Origin of the sequence: Paraburkholderia sp. BL21I4N1, assembly GCF_002973525.1 — a bacterium.
Classification (GTDB): Bacteria; Pseudomonadota; Gammaproteobacteria; order Burkholderiales; family Burkholderiaceae; genus Paraburkholderia.
On the sequence record NZ_PVEN01000006.1, the window covers coordinates 35,006 to 56,397 of the forward strand.

A 21,392-nucleotide genomic window follows, 5' to 3' on the forward strand; every position below is an offset into this window, starting at 1 on the left:
ATGGCTCCGTTAGTCGTCCCGGCGTTCGGTGGCATAGCGGCGGCAGTGCTCCAGATAGCCGGCCGCATGGCTGCTCACCAGTTCCACGATGCTGGTCCAAAGCCAGCCCGGCGCGTCGAGTGTCTTCGAGCGATTGCGGCGCAATTCGGTGAGCCACGCCTTGCGCTCGCCGCTATCCATCTGCCGTGCGTGCGCCTTCCCCACCACCAGCGCGAGAAAGCGCGCCGCTTTCATGGCCTCGTCGCGGGTCAGTTGTTCGATCGTCAATTTCATGTCTTGCGGTAGCAGTTCGCGGATCACGACCGCGCGGTCTCCGAGGCGTGCCGCGCGCATCCGCTCGCCCAGTGAGGGCGACAGATGCCGCGCGCCCTCCACCACCCGCTCGGCGTTATCGCGCGGCATCCTTACGCGCGGATAACGCGGCGCGGCCGCCTGCGCGGCCTCCTTGATATCGATCAGACAGAGATCGTCGCCGTCCAGCGCGGCGCCGTCGATATCGAGCAGCACCGCATAGCGCAAGCGGCCCAACGAGCTGCACCCTTTGACCCAATACGCGGCGTCGAGCACTTCCACGTCGGCTTCGTCGCCGGCGCCGCGCAGCACGGTCGCCAATCGCGCCAGCGTGCCCTTTTCGAACAACGCGTCGATCTCGCGACGCTCGCTCTTCGCTAACGGCCAGAAGCGCGGGCCCAGCGGAATGGTCGGTTCGATATCCTCGATCCGTTCTTCCGCCAGATGACGCCACGACCGGCGCACCGCTTCCTTCATCACTACACGCACCGCTTCGGGCTTTTCGGCGTGGATGTCGGCGTCGCCCGCGGCTTCGTCGAAGGCGCGCTCGTAGCCGTCGGCGAGCGCTTCCATCATGCGCACCGTGGTCACGCCCGGCAGGTCGGACCCGCGCGCGGCGGTGGCCAGCGACAGACCGAGGCGAATCAGATCGTGCGCCGGATTGCCGATCACGGTCTGGTCGAGATCGCGAATCTGGATTTCGACGCGGCCTTGCGCGTCGGCCACCGGTCCGAGGTTGCCGGTGTGGCAATCGCCGCAGATCCAGATCGCCGGGCCTTCGGGCAACGTGTGGCTCTCCATGCCGTCGAGCCATTCGTAGAATTTGCTGGTGTTGCCGCGTACGTAGGCGTGCGCGGAGCGCGCCATTCTGGCGTTGCGACGCGTGATCAGCAGCGCCTGGCGGGCGTCGGCTTTCGGCAGTTTGGCGAGGGTGGAGGTTTTCTTCGACATGTTGGGGTCCGCGTTTATTGATGTTCGAATTCAGCGTGCTGTCCAGTTGCACCTTGCGCTCATTGGCGCGCGCGAACAAGTAGCGGGAGCACGAATCGGGCCTGAGGCGCGGCAACGGAGCGCGTGCGTTTGGGCCGCGAGGTTGTGACCTACAATGATTTGAGCCGCGCGGGCGGTCGGCGCGCGCGGCTCACATTCACACAGCTTCGCTCATGGACATCCAATGCGGCACTGCCGGCTGGACCGACAAGACGCTGATCGCCTGCAAGCGTTTCTATCCGCGCGGCAGTAACAGCGCCGAAGCGCGGCTGCGCTTTTACGCGTCGCAATTCCCGTTGGTCGAAGTCGATTCGGCTTACTACGCCATGCCGTCGGCAAGCAATGCGCAGCTTTGGAACGAGCGTACGCCCGAGGGCTTCACTTTCAATTTCAAAGCGTTCCGCCTGTTCACCGGGCATCAGACTTCGCCCGACGCACTGCCCAAGGACATCGCGATGGCGCTGCCGGCGGGCATCACCGGTCCGCGCAAAAAGAACGTGTACTACCGCGACATGCCCGCCGAGATACTCGACGAATTGTGGCGCCGCTATCTGGAAGCACTCGAACCGCTGCGCGTAACCGGCCGCCTCGGCGCCGTGCTGTTCCAGTTCGCGCCGTGGATCACGCGCGCGCCGGATGGTCTCGCGCTCGTCGACGAATGCCGGACCCGCATGGCGGACTATCTGATGGCCGCCGAGTTTCGCAATCAGTCGTGGTTCGACGACCAGCACGCGCCGTGGTCGCTCGATTTTCTGCGTGAACGCAGCCTTGTACACGTGATCGTCGACGCACCGCCGGACGTGACGAACCGCGTGCATACCGTGTGGGAAGCGACCCATCCCCAGCTTGCGATGGTGCGTTTGCACGGCCGCAATACCCAGACATGGAGCGCAACGGGCGCAGCCAGCGCCGCGGATCGGTTCGACTACGACTATGACGATGAAGAGCTGCGTGAACTGGCTGCGCCGATTCGTGCAATCGCGACCAAGGCAGGCCGAACGCATGTCATTTTTAACAACTGCCTTGAAGATCAGGGGCAGCGTAATGCGCGGACGTTGATGACGATACTTGAAGGTAATGCATTGCGGTCCTGATGATGGCGGGAGGCAGGCATGAACGCTTGTCGACAGATGAGCGTGAATTGCCGACAATCCAGGTTGACTGTCGTCGCTGCCGGCCGATCGCCGCTACGCAACTTTGCGCATCATTAGCACAGGACCGCTTCATATGCATGATTTGAACTTCCGCGATCAATCTTTTGACACCGTGATCGTCGGCGCGGGCTCGGTAGGCATGGCCGCGGGATATCACCTGAGCAAGGCGGGCAACAAGGTATTGTTGCTCGATGCTGACAACCCACCCCATGGAAACGGTTCGCACCATGGTGGTACGCGCCTCATTCGTCACGCCTATGGAGAAGGCGCGGCGTATGTCCCGCTTGCATTGCGGGCGCAGCAGCTCTGGCTGGAACTGGAGCAGGAAGCCAGCGCAAGCATCTTCGAACGCACCGGTATCGTCAACATCGGACCGCGGGACGCGCCCTTCATGCAGCAGGTCCAACGCAGCGCATCACAGTACGGGTTGCCCGTGGAATTTCTCGACGGTGCCGAAGCCAGTCGACGTTGGCCTGCGTGGCGATTGTCGAAAGAGCAGATCGTGAGCTTCGAGCCCGATGCTGGCGTGCTGTACTGTGAGCAGGCGGTGAAGAGCTATCGGGACCTCGCGAGTACGCTGGGTGCAACGCTACGAACGAACACGCTGGTCACGGGCATCGAGGTACACGGCCAGGCCGGCGTAAGCGTCGTCACGAATCAAGGCGAGCGCTTTGGCGGCCGGGATCTGATCGTGTGCGCCGGCAAATGGAGCCCCGCTTTGCTGGCGCCCTTCGGGACACGGATTCCGGTCACTCGCGTCCGCAAGACATTCGCATGGTTCGACGTTGCCCCGAACCTGTTTGAACCGGACGTCTTTCCTGGTTTTGCCGTCGCCTCCCATAGAGGCCAATACTATGGATTCCCCAGTCTTGACGGCGCCGGCCTGAAGATCGGACGCCACGACGGCGGCCAAGCTGTTGCCGCAAACGCGCCGCTGGTCCCTTTCGGTCAGGAGCCGACCGATTTATCCGAACTCGAAAACTTCCTGCGCGAGTATCTGCCGGAATCTGGGACGTTGCGTATGGGTAAGACCTGCGAGTACGACGTAACGCCGGACGAACATTTCATCATCGATCAATTGCCGGCCTGCTCGCACGTTTACATGGCAACCGGTTTCTCGGGACATGGCTTCAAATTCGCGAGTGCGATCGGCGAAGCGCTGGCCGAGCGGATCACGCAAGGTAGCAGCCGTTTGGATCTTTCGCCTTTCTCACTTGGACGCTTTGCCGGATAACGTGAAGATCGTCAACGCTGATCGTGTCGCTGCGATTAGCGTCGTGGATTTTCATGCGGGTTTGCGACGCACCTATGGCGGGAAATCGAGCCGGTGCTGGCCGGTTGTGGTGTTTGATTCCCGCGTTCGCCGATTGCGCGGAGCGGAGCATTGGGTGAGCGGTTTGTGGGTAGGTTTCGGGGCGGCTGGGGGGCGATCAGGGTTGGGTGTCGTCGGGTTCAGTTCGGCCACTTTCGATCACTCGACTCGGCCGATTAAATTGCCGACAAACGATGCGACTTTCCAGATGACCGGGGGGAGTACCTGTGTTTTCTCATGTTTTTGTTAGCGTTCGCGACTTCGAACGCGCCCTGCGCTTCTATGATGCCGTGATGGGCAGCCTAGGCATTGAATCGCGATTCTGTGAGCAAGAAAAGCCGTGGGCGGGTTGGCACAGCGCGAGCGATTCGCGTCCATTTTTCGTGATCTGTAAACCGTTCAATGGACAGCCTCACGATCCGGGTAACGGGCAAATGATCGCTTTCGCGGCGACCTCCCGAGAGACCGTTCGAACGTGCTATCAGATCGCCCTGGAAAATGGCGGTACGTGTGAAGGACCGCCTGGGCTACGTCCGCGATATCACGAGAATTACTACGGCGCGTACTTTCGCGATCCTGACGGAAACAAACTCTGTGTGGCTTGCCACGTCCCAGAACCCGATAACGCAAAAACGTCTATCGGAACTAGCGACTGAGGTCATCCATCAGTTGCCGCACACACCGCTTTATCAATGGAGGCACTATGCCAGCATACGTACACGTCAATCTCCGCGTTATCGACGCCGCCAAGCAGGCCGTACTCGCTCCGCGTTTTCAGCAGGCACTCATAGAGGCCGGCGGTAAGATTCTATATTTCGGCCCCGTTGTCCAGACGCTTGAGGGGGATGAAGTGCCGCTGCCACTGGCGGGCGTGTTTGAGTTTCCGACGCTCGCTCAGGCGCTTGCTTTCTACAATTCAGAGAGATATGCACCGATCAAAGTCGAGCGCCAGGAAGCTCAGCAAGCGCGGATGTTCGTAGTTGAAACGCCATCGTGAGTGACCGCTTTCGGCAAGGATGAAGGTCTGCTTTGAGTGGCTGCCGATCGCTGCTTCGCGAGGCTGAAGAATTGCACGCAAAGTGCATGAATCGGCGCTTGGCCAAAAACAGCCCTTCGTCGTCCACACGCAGATCGTCGACAACTTGACTTATACGGATAGGCCAAAGGTCTGACCGTCGAAACTTGCGCGGCGTGGTTGATGTCGAGTACGGTAAGCGTTCTTTGGTCGCCCCTTATATCGCATGGTCGCTGTCCGCCTACTAGATCCCGACGACGCAGAGCAATTCAAAGCATTGCGTCTTCTCGCTATCGATAACTCCCCCACCGCCATATGGCCTACCCGTCAGGAGGAAATGGCACGCCGGACTGAGGAGGTTGCCGAGCGCATTCGTTCAACGTCGACACAGGCCGTCTTCGGAGCGTTCGAGAGCGAGGCGCTGATCGGAATAACGGGTGTCCGTCGTGAACCGCTGTGCCAAGTAAATCACAAAGCCACGATTTGGGGCGTGTTTGTTAACCCTTCATACCGTGGGCGAGGAATCGCACAAACGCTTTTGTCGGCAGCGACAGCTCACGCGGCCGAGGAGTGGGACGCCATCCAGCTGATGCTTTGCGTCAATGCAGAAAACCTGCCGGCGAAGAGGCTTTACGCATCCTATGGCTTTCAGACTTTCGGCCTGGAGCCACGCGCCATGAAGGTTGGAGATCGATTTTATGACGAGGAGCATATGTGCAAGCAATTGGTCTAGCGCACCGTATTGCGCTAGACCGGGTTCTGCCATGAGGCGATATTCGACACATCAGGCGAAATCATCGACAATCGGCGATACCGTGGCCGTAGGGTGCCGGTTAACGAGTGCAAATGATTGGGGCGGCTTACATTGCAATGCGCTTAGTTCAGGGTCATTTCCTTCTATAAAAATTCAGAAGTCGAATTGAAAATAATCAATTATCTATCGCTTGCGTCAAGGGGGTGAGAGTTGGGAAAACTAATTTTTCTACTGATGTTGCCTACACTCCTCGTTATAGTGCCATATGGAATGGTAAAAATTGGCAGAGACGCCGAAACATGGCAGGTAGAGGTCAAGAAAATATTAGAAACAAAAGACATTCCTCAATCCATGCATTTTTTCTACTCAAAGGGAACCGTTGCATTTGAAGCGATTGCTCTACTAGTCCTCACCGGAACGTTTCTGCTCATGAACACGGCGTGGTTGTGGGCTCCCTCGAAGCAGCCCAATGATCATCTGGCTTCAATCGTGCTTGGCATCATATTTTTCCCTGCAACGATTTTCTTTGGAAGGAAGGCTTGCGACATTGTGCGAATTTGGTGGAGTATCGACACACCCGCAGTAACGCTTTCAAAAACTGGTTACCAACACGGGAATTTTAAATTCCCGTGGGCTTTCGTTGAAAACGTAACTGCGACCGGTGGATACAGGAGGGCACCATCAGTCGCGATCACATTTAAGAATGTCAATGGAAAATCAGATAGGGATGTAATTAATTTATCTCTGCTGAGAGACCGGCATTTAGAGGAATATATCAATGTCTACATGTCACTTTCTCAAGAGAGCTGATGGGACGACAATCTTCAGCAATGGGAACAACCCGTGACGGATTACTTGCCCCTGCTTTTGAGTGTCCGCTTCGGAGCGCGACCGCTCCGGGTCAGGTTATACCCTTTGTATGATCGGCCGCACCACGGCGATCGCCGTGCTCGGTCGTCGGGCGCTAGGCGGCCACTTTCGGACGTTCGACAGTGCGTCGATGCGTGACGTTAGCGTATCGGTGTATCGGTCGGGTGTACTATTGCGCGCGAAGGAGGATCGAATTTAATAAGATGCAATGTCGTCTCTCGTCGGTGGGAGCGTTGAGCTCGGCGATGGACCGAGTTCGACCCACAGCCGTCGGCCTGCCAAATCGACGGGATGACCTCGACGAGGCGCTCTGGGAACGCCACTTCTTCTGAGCATGTGCCTTTGTGGGGGCGCTCCCCGAATGCGAACGTCATGGCATTGCTTGCTCGTTTGGCCCGGGTTCGCTAACGGGTGTAGGTAATGAAAGGCCAGTCGCGGTTATCATCGCGGTCAGTTACCGGGCGGCATTCCGCCAGTCCTCCTCTTTAATCCACTCCCGACGTCTATGAAAAGAATCGAATCGGTCGTGCTTGCTGCCGACCTTGCAGGCACCGCTGTATTCGCGTTCGAGGGTGCTTTCGCCGCGATGCACGGCGGCCTCGATCTGCTCGGCGTGATGGTGCTGTCGTTCGTAGTCGCGCTGGGTGGCGGCGTTATACGCGATCTGCTGATTGGCGCGACGCCGCCGAATGCGGTACGCGACTGGCGTTATCCCGTGCTCGCGTTCGCGACGGGACTGCTGACCTTCGTCTTTCACGGCGCCGCGCGCGAACTTCCTCCGCTGCTCGTCACAACGCTCGATGCGGCAGGCCTCGCGCTGTTCGCAGTGGCGGGCGCCCAGAAGGCGCTCAACTTCGGAATCGGACCGTTCATCGCGACGCTGATGGGCACTGTAACTGGCGTGGGCGGTGGGGTGATCCGCGACCTGCTGCTCTCGCGCGTGCCGAGCGTTCTGGTCACCGATATCTATGCGAGTGCTGCATTCGTCGGCGGTGTTGCGCTCGTCGTCGCGCGACGCTTCGAGGTGCCACCGGTCGCAACTGCGCTGCTCAGCGGCGCGGTCTGCTTCGTGCTGCGGATGCTTGCCGTCACACACGGCTGGCAACTGCCGAAGGCTGCGATGTAGACAGACCAACCGTTGCACGGCAAATTTCGCGCGCGCCGTCAACTCCGTCCGCGACGCTCGCCGAGTGCGGTGCGGACGAACACAGCGATCGACGCGACGTCGACCAACCTCTTCCGATTCCGCGATGACGATGAACGATCGCGCAATAAAGATAGCAACTTTGCGACTATAAGTTCGTCATTTCGCGTAATCGTGAGACGTCACATGCCTCGAATGCTTCTTGGGCGGGTCTTTCCCGGATGCCAATTAAAAATGTCAATGGCCGCAACTCGCTTACCGCCGATAGACCTAGCCGGAAGCCGCCGCCCCAGCCCCAACGGGCAGGCATCGGCCATGAAGGGACAGTCGACACGGTAGGCCGAATCGCCGACAATTTGGCGCATCTGCATTTTGCCGACGTTCTTGACGACATTGACCTTTCTAAATCTACCGACAGCGGTTGAAACCGACCGTTTGATCATTAGGTGCCCTCGGCATGGTGATGGTCCTGGTGTGTTTGATGCCACTTTCGACGCATTGGCGGACTTGAGGCGATTCCCCGCGTCCTTGCCATGGGCGCTCGAAACGCCTTCGATCGATACGTCCGAGTCATTTTGCGTTGCAGGCTCTGCAAACTTTCACGCAAGAAAAGATTTTCCGTTTTTGTTTATCGATAAGACGTCTCGCATGGTTGTGGGCTGCGGTGGTCTTCACCGGCCAAGATGGACCGTTCCGGCTTTTGAACTCGGTTTTTGGGGAAGGTCGTCGCTTGTGGGACGGGGTTTGTTCAGCGAAGCCGCCGATGCCTTGGCAAACTATGCCTTTTACAATTTCGACGCGAAGCGAGTCGATGCAATCTGCGACGATTTGAACGCAAGGAGCATTCGAGTTTGTGAGCGCATCGGGATGCAACTGGAGGGCGTGTTACGTCAGGAACGGCGCGCTCCGGATGGTAGTTTGCGAAACACGCGAATCTATTCAAAACTAGCTTGAATACCCACTGGGTTGGGCGAGTGTCGGCCATCTATGGACATTCGACCGCTGGCTCACGCGGACATTCGAACGTCGGCATTAGCCAGCCAACGGACCTTCACACTCGGCTATGCCTCGCGTCGTCGGCTCAGGTGGATGGTCACTGACCACAGTTGCATTTTGTCCCCAGCATCGAAAACTGTACATGTTGGCTAGCTGAACGGGCTGATATCGTGTTCAACGATTTGGACTGCAGGTTGCTGACAAGCCTATCGCTTTGAACAGGAGCATCTCATGAAACTCCCGATCTATCAGATCGATGCATTTTCGGACAAAGTCTTTAAGGGTAACTACGCTGCGGTGGTGCCGCTCGAACACTGGCTGCCCGATAGCTTGATGCAGGCGATCGCTACCGAGAACAATCTATCTGAAACAGCATTCTTCGTGAAAAATGCTGGCGGCGCGTTCGACGTGCGCTGGTTTTCGCCTCTCACCGAAATTGCATTTTGTGGACATGCCACGCTGGCAAGTGCATATGTGATCTTCAAGCAATGTGACGATCTGGACGTCATCGAATTTGTTGCGAAGGCAGTCGGTCGGCTTACTGTTCGCCGTATGGATGACGGTCTGATTGAAATGAGCTTCCCACAGCGTCGGCCTGAACGATTGAACGAGATACCCGACAACCTGACGATGGGGCTTTCGATACGGCCTCAAGAAATACTAGTAAATCAGCAAGCCTACATCGCCGTCTACGAAACCGAACACGAAGTGCGATCCGTGGTACCCGACCTCAATCTGCTGTCAACACTTGCTCCTCTCGATGTCGTCGTGACGGCGTCGGGCGATGACCACGATTTTGTGTCCCGCTACTTCTGGCCTGCCAATGGCGGCGATGAAGATCCGGTGACCGGATCCATTCACGCAGCGCTTGCACCATTCTGGTCCGAGCGTTTGGGCAAGTCCGAACTCGTGGCCTTGCAGGCGTCACGCCGCAGTGGGCTGCTTCATTGCCGTGTACAGAACGACCGGGTGTATATCTCCGGCCAGGCCGTTCAATATCTTGAAGGGACAATCGAAGTTCCTGAAGCGTAGGCGATAAAGGTCACGCTGCGTAGAGTCTTTCGCTGCAGTCCCGCAGGTAGGCCACACGACTGCAGGAGCGGCCGATACACGTTCGAAGCTGCCTTTGAGGCCGCGTCTGGTCGAAAGGCGGCTCAGGGTCGAGTGCTGCTGATCGTAGCCATCGAGGTCGAAGCGTCGTATGCGCGGCGCATGAGTCGGCAGCCGGCCACAAACCGCCCTTCGACATACCGTCGCGAATGGTCGACAATTGCAAAGAGTACTGAATAGACGCCTGCCCATGCCCCGTCCGCCCCGCTCGCCCGACCTTATAGTGAACTTTGCCCTGACTGCGCTCAGAAACGACGGTTTGCCGAAACGAGTAATGTCAGGATACCGGCCGATTTATAAGGCACGTCCTGATTATTGGTCCTCCGCTTATCACGAATTCGTAGACGGCAAGGGCGTTGAAACTGGGGGAAATAGTGAAGCAGAGGTTTGGCTGCTCACGCCTCAGGCGTACCCGCAGGCTTTCTGGATTGGTCGACGCGTCGAAGTAGCCGAGGGCACAAGAATTGTTGGGCTGATTGAGGTGCTACAAATCCTGAATCCACTGCTTAAGCTCTCCGATACGGCAAACGAGTCGCCTCCGGCGTTGGTTCGGCAAATGGAGATCCCCCAAGGAATCAAAAACGAGGCACTGTGGCGAAAGCGTTGCCGAAAAATCCATGCTAGAGCGAAGGATCTTCTGGAGGGACGCGTCGGGATCATTGAGACAGCTCGTGCAATGAACCCACTAGCGTTTTGGACGTGCGCCGACAGCAATTCCGAGTTCGAACTTTTTCGTGCCATTGACTCGGAGACCCTAGGTTTGCCGGCCGGGGCGGTCCGACAATATTGGGCTCCCGAGGCGCTTGAAAGTGAGGACGTTCGTATCGAGGCCGCCGAGAGTCGCTGGAGGGAACAAGCACTTGCTGCCGCTGAAAGGTTGGTAGAGCGATACAGTTGGGCTCTTCAGCGAAAGGACCAGCGATCCGACGAGGCATAGGCGGACGACATGACACAAGAATACCTCGTCATTTTTCAGTATCACGAACCTGAACCCCGGCAGCTATTCGAGCGTGGAGTGATTGAAGACTATGACGCGACGACCGGAGTTTTCATCGCGGCGGAGTCAGCAGAAGATGCTTTGCTTTGGTGCGAGGCAATCGCCCAACAGGTCCTTTCTCACTGCAATCACGACAGGTCGTTAGATTGGAAGCAGTTGGGGTATTCGTGTTGGATTGAATCCAATCCCGACACATCGTCATGGAGCCATTGTTTGGGCTTCTTTCAGCATGTACGGGTCGGCGAAATGCCCAATGTCGACGCCATGGGTACTGACGCCTATGTTAGCTGGCGGAAGCGATAGCGCGATCATCCCACCACACACCGTCCCAGTGACCGGTTTGAGAAATGCGAGGGACCGCTCAGGGTCGGCTCCAGTCCGTGGCGATCGGACCGTGTCCGGCCATGAAGCGACATTCGACAGAGTGGCTTGGATCGCCGAAAATCGGACGAGCACAAACTCATTGGGGGGAAGGTGTCGCTGCACGTTGATAACGAAAGCTACATCAGTTGGCTGAGGAAAAAAGTTGGAGGAGATTTGATTTTGAGTCCGTCTGTTGCAGCGGTGATTCACGATCATGAAGGCAAACTGCTGCTTCAGGAGAAATCGTCTGGAGAGGCATGGAGTCTGCCCGCTGGCGGAATTGAACTGGGGGAAAGCCCGCAAGAGGCAATCGCTCGAGAGGTAATGGAGGAGACTGGGCATGCAATCCGCATTCACGGCATTCTCGGCGTATTTGGCGGACGGCCGTTCCGATACACGTATCCAAGTGGCGACCAAGTCGAATACGTAGTGACTGTGTTCCAATGCAAAATCATTGGCGGCTCAGAGGTACCCAGCGATTCGGAAACCAGGTCAATTCAATATTTCGGAAGGCATGAGATGCCGGAGCTGGCACTCCCCTATCCGAAAGACGATTTGTTTCGCCTTTTCTAAGATCACAGCCGGACGCCGTTGCGGTTTGACGTGCCTCCAGATTTGGCCACAACCGGAAGCACTCCAAGTAGTCTAAATCGTCGACAATTGACGGCGAAAGTTGCGCGACAAGGTTTTTCGGCCCCGCACGCAAATCGTCTCAGCTATATTCTTCGAACGCGATATTCAACGGAGATGAGTGTGGAGAAGGACAAGGATATATACGAACACCCTAGACTTGTCGTTAACGTTGACAACATCAAGGAAATCGAACAAATGGAGGGCGATCATTGGGGAAGCGCATGGAAGCCGCTAACGCCAGCCCTCGATGTTCGTCCCGGACGTCTTGGTGCTAACCTGTCGCGAGTGCCACCGGGTCGCACTGCCTGTCCTTTCCACACCCACGCGCGCGAGGACGAGGTTTTCTTCGTGCTTTCTGGCCGGGGCGTTTTCCGCTACGGCGAGACGGTACAGGAGATCCGTGCGGGGGACTGTATCTCATGCCCGGCTGGAACCGGCATCGCTCACCAACTGGCGAACCCGTTCGACGAAGATCTTGTGTATTTTGCCGTTGGGCTAAACGATCCTCACGAGGTCTGCACTTATCCGGACAGCGGCAAGGTGATGATCCGCAGTCTCAAAACGGTCGGACGGCTGACGGACACGCCTTATATGGACGGGGAGTTAAGCAGGCCGCAAGTGCTTGAGCTAGCTCAAGCACTCGTCCTTGCCGCAGGAGAACGGGCGAGAGCGGGAAGCGAAGGCGATAAGTGCTAAATGTAGGGTGGCGGCGCGCCGTGCCGCAGCATTGAACACCCCGGTGCGACTAGGAATGGACGTTCAGGAGGCATTCAGTTCTTTGTGGCCAGCCGGAACGGATCAACGGCCCACATTTCGCCCACGCGGAGATAAGGCTGTGACTGAGCGAGCCACTCTTCGAGCGGCGTGAGACCGATGCCAGGTGAAACTGCTCCGCCGAACGACTCGGAGACAAACGCCGCACTATCCTCAGTGCGGCGCACGACCTGAACAATGTGGGTGATCCCGCGAGGACGAGGATGGTTGCTCGCCCACGAAGGCTCTCCCATTTTCAGGCCAATGGTGGCGCAGCGCGGGAGACTGTGTGCCGTAATTTTGTCCCCTTCGAGGACAAAGCCCGTGCGAGTCTCGATCTCCTGAACGATCCGATCCGACCATACTTGAAGGGCTTTCATGTCACCAGAATCGAACACCGTGCGGCCCGCGGTCTCGTTCTCTGCTTGCATCGCCTTTGTGAGGAGCAACGTGGTCCACCCCGAGCAGTCGATGACCGGCGGAACAACCAATAGGCCTTCCGACTTCATGCCACGCTGGTAGCCGACTCGGCCTGTGTAGGTTTGTACGAGATTCCACATTGTTCTCTCAGCAGTCTCGAATTGCATGACACTCCCGGTTACCGCAGTCCGTATCTATTATCCGACGTCGACGAGGTGTTAATCCTGTGGCTGCTATCGGGCGAGTGGAAGGTCCCCTGCGGGTCGGCCCTAACCCGTGGCGATCGGACCGTTTCCGGCCAGTATGACATTCAACATTGACACCCAGATCGTTGACGATCTATTGCCATAGTGTTCTTGCCAATCGCGTTTAACCTTTCGGCGATCAGCGCCAGATTCGAAAGAAAGCGCTGGCCGCTGGTCGCGTCAGCATCGACGACATTGGAACTGACGCGTAGCCGAAGCACCCTGACCTCGTGTCGCGTCGCGTAGATCAGTTGCGCGCGAGCGTACCTATGCTCGCCGGCAGTTCCATCGAACCTCGCCAACGGCTGACATACAGCGCGCGCACGACACGGAGCCCAGCGCAGCATAATTCGCCCGGCCGTGCTCGCACATCCCTAAAACCAGGTACCCTGGGCGAGGCACATTTAGACCTCGCTCGCAGCTGAACGACGATCTACACTCGTGGAAGGCCGCCGCGGTGACGTATCCCGCGCATCGCTTTTTCATCACCCGTTGCGCACCACCATGATCCAAACAACCACCGACAGCAGCGAACCGGTATTGCCTGGTCCAATGCTCGTCGTCGAAGACGAAGCCTTGATGCAGGTTCGGATGCGCGCCGTGCTCGGCAAGCTGGGCTACGCCGACGAGGAACTCTCATTTGCCGGCGACCTCGCCTCCGCGCGTGCGCAGCTCCGTGACCAGCCGTACGCAATGGTGCTCGTCGACGTCGGCTTGCCCGACGGCAACGGGATCGACCTCATTCGCGAATTGCATGAACGGGACCCGGCATTGCCGGTTCTTGTGATCTCCGCGTGGAGCACCGAACAGGTGATCTTGACCGCTCTCCAAGCCGGCGCCACGGGTTATCTGCTCAAGGAGCGGGACGACGTCGAGATGACCATCTCGATCCGTAGCGCACTGCGCGGCGGCGCGCCCATCGACCCGTTCGTCGCCCGGCGCATTCTCGATCTGTTCAGTCTTTCAACGCACGGTAAGGCCGCGCAGCCAGGCAATTCGCCGGATACCCTTGCGGTCCCGCGACTTAGTCGGCGAGAATGCGAAATCCTCGCGCTCGTCGGGAAAGGCCTGACCAATCGGGAGATCGCCAACCTGCTGTCTCTGTCGAAACTGACGGTCGAATGCCACATCAAGAATATCTACAAGAAACTCGCGGTCAATTCCCGCACTCAGGCGATCTTCGAGGCGCGTTCGTTTGGGTTGCTGCCCTGATCTGTGCGATGGCATTTCACTGTGCCAGCGCCGCCGCGCAAATCCAGCAGCCGCCCCCTTCTATCCGGTTCGATCACATCGAAGCCGTCCGCGGCGACAGCGCCCTCGCGCTGCCGCCTTCCACCGGCTGGCTGCCGGTTACCCTCCCGGACGACTGGACTTCACGCTGGCCAGATTTCAACGGCGTGGTCTGGTACCGGCTTGACTGGCAACAGACCGGCACCGGCCAGCCGGTCGGGCTGATGTTCGACTACCTGAATATGGCGGGTGCCGTGTATGTCAACGGCAGCCTCGTCATGCGCGACGCCAGTCTGGTCGAACCCTTGACGCGCGCCTGGAATAGCCCACGATATCAACTTCTGCCGCCCCCTCTGTTGCGCGTCGGGACAAACACGATACTCATCCGCGTCTCGGGTCTGGCGGCCTATCAACCTGGGCTCAGCCCGGTCTATGTCGGCGCTCCGCAAGTCCTGAAGGCCCGTTATGAGCACGCATACTGGCTGCGCCAGGATTTGCAGCTCTTCAGTCTTGCCGTCACGACCACACTCGGATGTTTCTTCTTTTCGTTATGGCTAATGCGCAGGAAAGAAGTGGTGTATGGCTGGTTCAGTGTGATGTCGGTCGCCTGGTGGTGGGTGGCATTCAATCAGATCGCGACGAGCCCGTGGCCGTTCAGCAGCACGGATACCTGGGAGGGAGTCAACACCATCGCCCTGCTCATCTACAGCGCCGCGTTCACCATGTTCATCGCGCGTTTCTGCGAGCGACGGCTACCACGCCTTGAGACAGCGCTGTGGCTGCTCGTCGGACTCGGTGCCGTGGCCATGCTGGCCGCACCGCCACGCTTTCAGGGTACAACCCGCGCATTCCTGGTCATTGCGCACTCGGTCAATTTTTTCACGACATGCCTTGTCTTTATCGTTTTTGCGTGGCGCCACGGTCGCACCGATCAACGCATTCTGTCTTTCTGCATTGCGGCGTTCGTTGCGGCCGGCTTGCACGACATGCTGACGTTTTTCGGCATTCTGGAGACCAACATCTACTTCACGGCGCCCGTCGCGCAGGTCCAGATGATCACGATGGCGCTCGTACTCGCCTGGAATTTCGTCGCGAATCTGCGTCGGATCGAACGGTTCAACGACGACCTGAACATTCGTGTCGATCAGGCTCGAACAGAACTGACAGTGAACCTGCGCCGCCAGCACGATCTCGAAGTTGCGAACGCGCGCCTCAATGAGCGGTTGAACCTCGCGCACGATCTGCACGATGGCCTGGGTGGCACGCTCGTGTCGAACATCACAGCGCTCGAATACGCGCCGCATGATATTTCGCCAGACAGGTTTCTATCGGTCCTGAAGGGCATGCGCGACGATTTGCGCATCATCATCGATGCTGCCGCTAACCAGCAGTTCGGCGAGTCGTCGCTGGCTGCGCAGATCGGCCCCTTGCGTCATCGCTTAACGCAATTGTTCGAACAGCAAAGCATCGCGTGCCGCTGGCATGTGGTCGATCTGGAAGAGTGTTACCTGCCAACTTCGCAAACGCTCGATATCATGCGCATCTTGCAGGAAGCGCTGGCCAACACGTTGAAGCACAGCCGTGCCAGCAGGATCGATATCGATCTGCGCAGCAACGCACACGGGTTGGATCTGGCGGTTCAGGACAACGGCATGGGCTGCGATCCCGGCAGCCCTGGGTTCACTCCTGGCGCGGGCATGCGCAGCATGCGCGCCCGCACACAGCGGCTGGGCGGAACGTTCAGTTTCGAGTCGACACCCGGCTCGACAATGCTGAGCATACACATCCCCCGCACGGCCACCACCTGATTCAGTCCGCAGCGCGCGGGCTGCTTGCCGCTTGCCGCAAACGCACCCGCGCTTGCCAGGCGTGGCTATGACCTCGCGTGAAGGTTGTTCATTTCCAGCGACCGCTTCCGCCGCCTGTGCCACCTACGGTACTCACGCCGCCCGACATGAAATTACCGAGAAACTTGCTGCCGTTACCGAAAAAATTCACGTTCAACATGACCGGGCTCGCATTGAATTGAAAGCTCTTCGTCTCGGCGTATAACTGTTCGATGTCTTTCGTGAAAATCGTCCCGAACATGGTGCCGCCGCCGGGACTGGAAATCCCCCCGGCATTCCCGGTGAAAGACTTGAGAACCTTGTTGTAGTGTCGGTCGGTCGTCGTCTCGATGTTGAAGCGCAGATAGAAAATCGCGCTGATGATGGTGGCTTTCGTCGGATACTGCTTCGCGTCCTGGTGCGCTTGCAATTCTGCGGACACGTTCGCAATCTCGTCCGACGACAAGACCGATTGCATGGACTCGGCAAAAATCCTTGCGGCGCCGACGTGGTCAAAGCTGGCCAGTTCCTGTTCCATTGCGTTGTTCTCCTTGATAGGTTCAACGATGTGAGGCGATAAAGAGGCGCGCCTGAACGCCGCCCGGATCAAACCGGGCATAGGTACATTCAGTCTTGCTTCATGAAGCGCGCATCTAACGTTAAGCCTTGCGAGGGCCAAATGGACATACCTGGAACCTGGTAATCCTCCGATAATTCAGGCACTCTGCATAATCCTGTACGGTCGAGGCTTCGTAGAACCGGCAATGGCCAGAGCCGGCGCACGCCGACTGTGCCGACGAGGAGCGTGTCGATGTGCAAGCATTGTGTTTCTGGGTCCACCTCCGGTGCATTTTTCTATCCAGTCGACTACATTTGTCACCGGCTTCGATCAGGGGGAGAAAGATATGCGTCTCGCAAAGGCAGCCTTTCTGGCGCTGGTTTGCCTGTCCGGTTCCGCGACCCATTCCGCACCGGCCTATGTGCGTCCTCAGCCGGGAGCGTTCCCGCTTTCGATCATCGACAACCGCCCGTTCATTGCCGTGAAGGTCAATGAAAAAGGGCCTTTCTCTTTCATTCTGGATACCGGCTCGTCGAGTTCGACTGTCAGTACCGCTCTGACGGAAAAGCTAAAGCTTGCAGGCACGAGCGCCGGGAACGGAATGGGAGCCGGCGAGCAGCCACTATCTTTCAAGATCGTCCACCTGAGTGATCTCAGCGTCGGGCCGTTCTCGGTCGGTGCTCTGGATGCGCCGTCAATGGACACATCCCCGCTCAATCGGATCATCGGTTTTCAGCATTTCGACGGCGTGCTGGGCACAGAGATATTCAAGAAATACGTTTTGACTCTGGATGCCGCGCGACAACAAGTCACGATTCAGAGCGAGGATCAATTCAAGCCGGCGGTGGATGCAATAGCCATCCCCTTTTCTCTTGACGAGAATGCCATGCCCGTTGTGCACGCAACGGTCGCGGGTGTACCGGGGTTGTTTCAGGTCGATACCGGAGACCGGTTTAGCCTGACACTGTTTGGCGCCTTTTGGCGCGCGCATCGATTGGACGAGCACATGGGCACGACCGTCGAGGCGATGACCGGGTACGGGGGCGGAGGACCGATCCGCGGGATCGTCGGGCGCCCCGCACGCTTTTCGATCGGCGACATCCCGGTGCCCGCACCCGTCACGCGCCTGTCGCTTCAGAAGGCTGGCGCGTTTGTCCGGGGCGACCGGGCAGGCAGCATCGGCATGGGGATCCTGAAGCGATTTACCGCCTCTTTCGATTATGGCCACCATGTGATCTGGCTGTCGAAGGGTCCCGGATTCAACGCTCCTGATCTCTATGATCGAAGCGGCATGTGGTTAGGCTTATCCCAACAGCGAGGACTCGGAGTAATCGATGTGACGGCGAACGGACCCGCGGCAAGGGCGGGGCTTCGCGCCGGCGACACTATTGTCGAAGTAGGAGCACTTCGCGCCGAAGCCGGGACGTTGTTCAGGATACGAGCCATGCTTGAGGAGCCGAACACGTTGGGCGTGCCCATTCTCGTCAACCGGGCGAATGGTGATCAGCCGATCCGTCTCGTGCTTCAGGATCTGATATCGCCCTAGGCGCGAATAGCACGGCGCGCACGGCCGGCATCAACCACTATTTACTTCCTGTCGGTTTTCGCTTCGCTGCCTTCGTCCGAGTCGCCTGGCGCGCGACGATCGCATCGACGATCCACAGCAGCCGGGCGCCAATCTCGGCGACCGACCTGTTCTGCGCTGCCACCTGCGCGCCCTCGAGGACAATCATGATTTCATCCGCGGTCGCTTCTGGCGAAGCGAGACCTGCTGCTTCGCACAATCCGGCAAGCCGCGTCCACTGACGCGCCTTATGTTCCTCGATCAGTTGTCGGGCCGGATGGTCGCGGTCCGGTAACTCCGCAATCGAGTTGATGAACGGACAACCGCGATGCGACCACGCCGCCACTTCGTCGGCGGCGAAAGTGGCCCAGCCGAGAATCTGCTCGCGCGGGTCGCCTTGATGAGCCGCTTCGATGCGATCGAACGCGGCCCAATAGTGGGCGGTGACCTGGCGCAACCATTCGACGATCAGCGCGTCCTTCGACTGAAAGTGGCGATATAGCGCCATCTTCGTGGTGCTTGCGCGCGCGGCGATCGCCTCGACGCCCGTGGCGCGAATTCCCTCGTTATAGAAGAGCTCGGCCGCGGCGGCAAGCACGCGCTCGCGCGGTGGATCCTGCTTTGCCGCGCCGGAAGACTTCGCCGCCGCGCCGCGCTTGACGGTGTGCTTAACCGAAGCCTTGGCAGCCCCCTCCGCAACGACGCGCGTTCCCGTTGTCGCTCGAGCGCCCGCGCCCTTTTCACTACCGTGGATTTTCTTCATATCGCCTTGACAGTGATACCAATCGGTATCAGTATACCAGCCCACAAAGATACCGACCGGTATCTCAACATGATGGCGGTGCGCCCTACGCGCGTTGCCGTCGCCTGGGAGCATTCCATGATGAAACTGTCGGAGTACGTCAGCTACGACGCTGTCGGTCTGGGCCACCTTGTCAGTCGCGGCGAAGTCAGTCCGCAAGAGCTCGCCGACACGGCCCTTCGCGCTTGCGAATCGGTCAACCCGCACATCAACGCAGTGATCGAAACATGGCAGCCGGAAAGGGTGGATGTCGCGTCAGCGCTAGCACTCCCGTCGCCGCTCGCAGGCGTACCGTTCCTTATCAAGGACGTCGGCGTGACCATGGCGGGCAGGAAGCTCGAATTCGGCAGCCGCCTGTCCTCCGGCTTCACGCCCGCTGTGGATTCGATTCTGATGCAGCGCTTTCGCAGCGCCGGCCTCGTCACACTAGGACGCACGACGATTCCCGAATTCGCGTGGAGCGGTACGACGGAATCCGCGCAAGGCGGCGCCACGCGCAACCCATGGAATCTCGAACACGGCGCGGGTGGCTCTAGCGGTGGCGCGGCGGCGGCGGTCGCGGCAGGCATCGTGCCGCTCGCTCATGCAACCGACGCAGCCGGGTCGATTCGCATTCCATCGGCCAGCACCGGTGTATTCGGTCTGAAGCCGACGCGCGGCCGCGTCTCGAACGGCCCCGCGTTGGACGAAGCCATCAACGGGCTGGCGGTACAACTCGGCGTCAGTCGCTCGGTGCGCGATAGCGCGGCGTTACTCGACGCCGTGCAGGGAGCCACAAGTGGCGAGGCGTTCGCGATTGCGCCGCCTACATCGCGCTATCTCGACCAGGTGAGCACGGCGCCGGGCAGCCTGCGAATCGGTGTGTTGTCGCAAGCGTGGGGCGGCGGCCGTACTCAGCCCGTGGTCCTCGAACGTCTTGCTGCAACGGCACAGCTTTGCGCGTCGCTGGACCACGAAGTCGAGGAAGCGGAAATGCCGCTAGGGGTAAGCTGGGAAGCCTTTGTCCAGGCAAGCTCGGTGCTGTGGGCCGTCAACATCGCGGCGTGGATCGACGACATGGCGGCGGTGACCGGTCGCAAAATCGATGCGACCACACTCGAACCACAGACGCTCGCGGTATATCGAACGGGACACGGAATCGGCGGCATCGACATCATCCGCGCACTCGATCTGCGCAATGCCGTAACCCGGAGCGTGGCGGTGTTTTTCTCCCGCTACGATATGCTACTGACGCCAACCTTGCCGGACCTTGCGCCGCGTATCGGCACCTATGCACTCGGCGCGGAGACGATCAGCGGACACGAATGGACCGACCGCGTATTCGGCAGCTCGCCGTTCACACCGGTATTCAACGCAGCCGGATTGCCTGCCATGTCCGTACCGCTCTTTAACGACGAAGCAAGCGGTCTACCCATCGGCATGCAGTTCGTCGCGTCGGCAGGCCGGGAAGATCTGCTCTTCCGTGTTGCAGGACAACTCGAAGCGAGTTTGCCGTGGGCGCGCCGCACACCAGGCACGTGGGCGGGCTCGACGAACGACTGACAGCGCGGTCTTTTGGGCGATTCGGCGAGCGCGGGGGGATACGCCGTCGCATAGCGACGGACCTCGACTTTGCTAACATCCTTCAATCGTGGTTGCGCCGGTGGTTCGCTCCGCGCCAGAAGACGGTAGACGTCAGCCGTTATCCGAATCGCAACATCCAATGCAGAAGATCGGTAAGCTCTCCCCATCCACAGCCATCAATGCACCGTCCATGACTCCCCTACCCACCGATCAAATCGCACAGCAGCTCGCCTTCCTCGTGGAGCTGGACAAGCTGAAGTCGATCCTGCGGCAATCTCCACTAATCGATCAGAGCCGCAAGGAAAACTCAGCCGAGCATTCCTGGCACCTGAGCATGTTTGCGCTCGTCCTCTCAGCGCACGCCAAGGAAACCGTCGACACCCTCCACGTCGTCAAACTTCTGCTCGTGCATGACGTTGTCGAGATCGACGCCGGCGATCATCCGATCCATTCAACCTGCGGCGAGGCTGCACACATCGCCGAGGCCGAGCAACATGCCGCCGAGCGGATCTTTGGCCTGCTGCCCGAACCCCAGGGACGCGAACTGCTCGCGCTCTGGCGCGAATTCGAAGCCGCGCAGACACCCGAGGCGATTTTTGCCAAGGCGTTGGATCGATTGCAGCCCCTGTTGATCAATACCCTATCGAACGGTGGAACATGGACTGAAAACGGGGTCACGCAGCAGCAGGTGATGGAAAGGTACGGCCCCGTGATCGCACGCGGCTCACCCGCCCTTTGGGAAGTTGCAAGCGAGCGCGTCAGCGAATTTTTTGCCGCGAGTAAGCGCAGCTAACTCAACTG

Annotated in this window: 22 protein-coding genes; 18 read left to right on the forward strand and 4 right to left on the reverse strand. The window is 58.9% G+C overall.

The window, feature by feature from the left end; all coding sequences use genetic code 11:
* Positions 1-9: 9 nt before the first annotated feature.
* Entirely contained in the window at positions 10-1,242 is a 1,233-nt protein-coding gene (locus B0G83_RS17015; RefSeq protein ID WP_105508560.1) for a DUF2252 domain-containing protein, read from the reverse strand.
* Positions 1,243-1,454: 212 nt separating this feature from the next.
* Here B0G83_RS17015 and B0G83_RS17020 point away from each other — a divergent pair, with 212 nt between their 5' ends.
* From B0G83_RS17020 to B0G83_RS17075, 13 genes are all read left to right on the forward strand, one after another.
* The gene (locus B0G83_RS17020) at positions 1,455-2,375 is read left to right on the forward strand and encodes a DUF72 domain-containing protein (RefSeq protein ID WP_105508561.1); all 921 of its coding nucleotides are present in this window, start codon (positions 1,455-1,457) and stop codon (positions 2,373-2,375) included.
* Positions 2,376-2,508: 133 nt separating this feature from the next.
* Positions 2,509-3,669 (forward strand): N-methyl-L-tryptophan oxidase, encoded by a 1,161-nt coding sequence (gene solA / locus B0G83_RS17025; protein WP_105508562.1) that lies wholly within the window; start codon positions 2,509-2,511, stop codon positions 3,667-3,669.
* Positions 3,670-3,974: 305 nt separating this feature from the next.
* The gene (locus B0G83_RS17030; RefSeq protein ID WP_105508563.1) at positions 3,975-4,403 is read left to right on the forward strand and encodes a VOC family protein; all 429 of its coding nucleotides are present in this window, start codon (positions 3,975-3,977) and stop codon (positions 4,401-4,403) included.
* 47 nt (positions 4,404-4,450) lie between these two features.
* A complete protein-coding gene (locus tag B0G83_RS17035; RefSeq protein WP_105508564.1) occupies positions 4,451-4,744 on the forward strand; it encodes a DUF1330 domain-containing protein in 294 nt (97 codons plus the stop codon).
* Positions 4,745-4,988: 244 nt separating this feature from the next.
* Positions 4,989-5,495, forward strand: coding sequence for a GNAT family N-acetyltransferase (locus B0G83_RS17040; RefSeq protein WP_105508565.1), 507 nt, complete (start codon positions 4,989-4,991; stop codon positions 5,493-5,495).
* Positions 5,496-5,726: 231 nt separating this feature from the next.
* Complete coding sequence (locus B0G83_RS38200) at positions 5,727-6,326, forward strand: hypothetical protein (protein ID WP_146120250.1); 600 nt, start codon at positions 5,727-5,729, stop codon at positions 6,324-6,326.
* A gap of 565 nt (positions 6,327-6,891) precedes the next feature.
* A complete protein-coding gene (locus B0G83_RS17045; protein WP_105508566.1) occupies positions 6,892-7,512 on the forward strand; it encodes a trimeric intracellular cation channel family protein in 621 nt (206 codons plus the stop codon).
* 453 nt (positions 7,513-7,965) lie between these two features.
* Complete coding sequence (locus B0G83_RS17050) at positions 7,966-8,484, forward strand: GNAT family N-acetyltransferase (RefSeq protein WP_258167957.1); 519 nt, start codon at positions 7,966-7,968, stop codon at positions 8,482-8,484.
* A gap of 273 nt (positions 8,485-8,757) precedes the next feature.
* Entirely contained in the window at positions 8,758-9,558 is an 801-nt protein-coding gene (locus B0G83_RS17055; RefSeq protein WP_105508568.1) for a PhzF family phenazine biosynthesis protein, read from the forward strand.
* Between the two features lie 301 nt (positions 9,559-9,859).
* The gene (locus B0G83_RS39160) at positions 9,860-10,573 is read left to right on the forward strand and encodes a hypothetical protein (RefSeq protein ID WP_258167921.1); all 714 of its coding nucleotides are present in this window, start codon (positions 9,860-9,862) and stop codon (positions 10,571-10,573) included.
* 9 nt (positions 10,574-10,582) lie between these two features.
* The gene (locus B0G83_RS17065) at positions 10,583-10,936 is read left to right on the forward strand and encodes a hypothetical protein (protein ID WP_105508569.1); all 354 of its coding nucleotides are present in this window, start codon (positions 10,583-10,585) and stop codon (positions 10,934-10,936) included.
* 126 nt (positions 10,937-11,062) lie between these two features.
* Positions 11,063-11,569 (forward strand): NUDIX domain-containing protein, encoded by a 507-nt coding sequence (locus B0G83_RS17070; RefSeq protein ID WP_258167922.1) that lies wholly within the window; start codon positions 11,063-11,065, stop codon positions 11,567-11,569.
* 180 nt (positions 11,570-11,749) lie between these two features.
* Complete coding sequence (locus B0G83_RS17075; protein ID WP_181156924.1) at positions 11,750-12,325, forward strand: cupin domain-containing protein; 576 nt, start codon at positions 11,750-11,752, stop codon at positions 12,323-12,325.
* 74 nt (positions 12,326-12,399) lie between these two features.
* Here B0G83_RS17075 and B0G83_RS17080 read toward each other — a convergent pair whose 3' ends face one another.
* A complete protein-coding gene (locus B0G83_RS17080) occupies positions 12,400-12,969 on the reverse strand; it encodes a hypothetical protein (RefSeq protein ID WP_146120251.1) in 570 nt (189 codons plus the stop codon).
* 582 nt (positions 12,970-13,551) lie between these two features.
* Between B0G83_RS17080 and B0G83_RS17085 the strand changes: the two genes are divergently transcribed.
* Together B0G83_RS17085 and B0G83_RS17090 are read left to right on the forward strand one after the other, a co-directional pair.
* Entirely contained in the window at positions 13,552-14,259 is a 708-nt protein-coding gene (locus B0G83_RS17085) for a response regulator transcription factor (RefSeq protein ID WP_105508919.1), read from the forward strand.
* On the forward strand, positions 14,169-16,085 hold the full coding sequence (locus B0G83_RS17090; protein WP_258167923.1) for a 7TM diverse intracellular signaling domain-containing protein: 1,917 nt from the start codon (positions 14,169-14,171) through the stop codon (positions 16,083-16,085). Before B0G83_RS17085 ends, B0G83_RS17090 begins: the two co-directional genes overlap by 91 nt.
* An 88-nt stretch (positions 16,086-16,173) precedes the next feature.
* Here B0G83_RS17090 and B0G83_RS17095 read toward each other — a convergent pair whose 3' ends face one another.
* On the reverse strand, positions 16,174-16,641 hold the full coding sequence (locus tag B0G83_RS17095) for a VapA/VapB family virulence-associated protein (RefSeq protein ID WP_181156926.1): 468 nt from the start codon (positions 16,639-16,641) through the stop codon (positions 16,174-16,176).
* 367 nt (positions 16,642-17,008) lie between these two features.
* On the opposite strand from B0G83_RS17095, the gene B0G83_RS17100 reads away from it, so the two are divergent.
* Positions 17,009-18,208, forward strand: a complete 1,200-nt coding sequence (locus B0G83_RS17100) for an aspartyl protease family protein (protein ID WP_181156928.1) — start codon at positions 17,009-17,011, stop codon at positions 18,206-18,208.
* Between the two features lie 37 nt (positions 18,209-18,245).
* Here the strand turns inward: B0G83_RS17100 and B0G83_RS17105 are convergent, their stop codons facing one another.
* Positions 18,246-19,157 carry a TetR/AcrR family transcriptional regulator gene (locus B0G83_RS17105; protein ID WP_258167924.1) on the reverse strand — a complete coding sequence of 304 codons (912 nt, stop codon included), beginning with the start codon at positions 19,155-19,157 and terminating at the stop codon, positions 18,246-18,248.
* Between B0G83_RS17105 and B0G83_RS17110 the strand changes: the two genes are divergently transcribed.
* Positions 19,110-20,570, forward strand: a complete 1,461-nt coding sequence (locus B0G83_RS17110) for an amidase (RefSeq protein WP_105508920.1) — start codon at positions 19,110-19,112, stop codon at positions 20,568-20,570. The two genes, B0G83_RS17105 and B0G83_RS17110, sit on opposite strands and share 48 nt — an antisense overlap.
* A 211-nt stretch (positions 20,571-20,781) precedes the next feature.
* Positions 20,782-21,384 (forward strand): HD family hydrolase, encoded by a 603-nt coding sequence (locus B0G83_RS17115; protein WP_105508921.1) that lies wholly within the window; start codon positions 20,782-20,784, stop codon positions 21,382-21,384.
* Positions 21,385-21,392 lie beyond the last annotated feature (8 nt).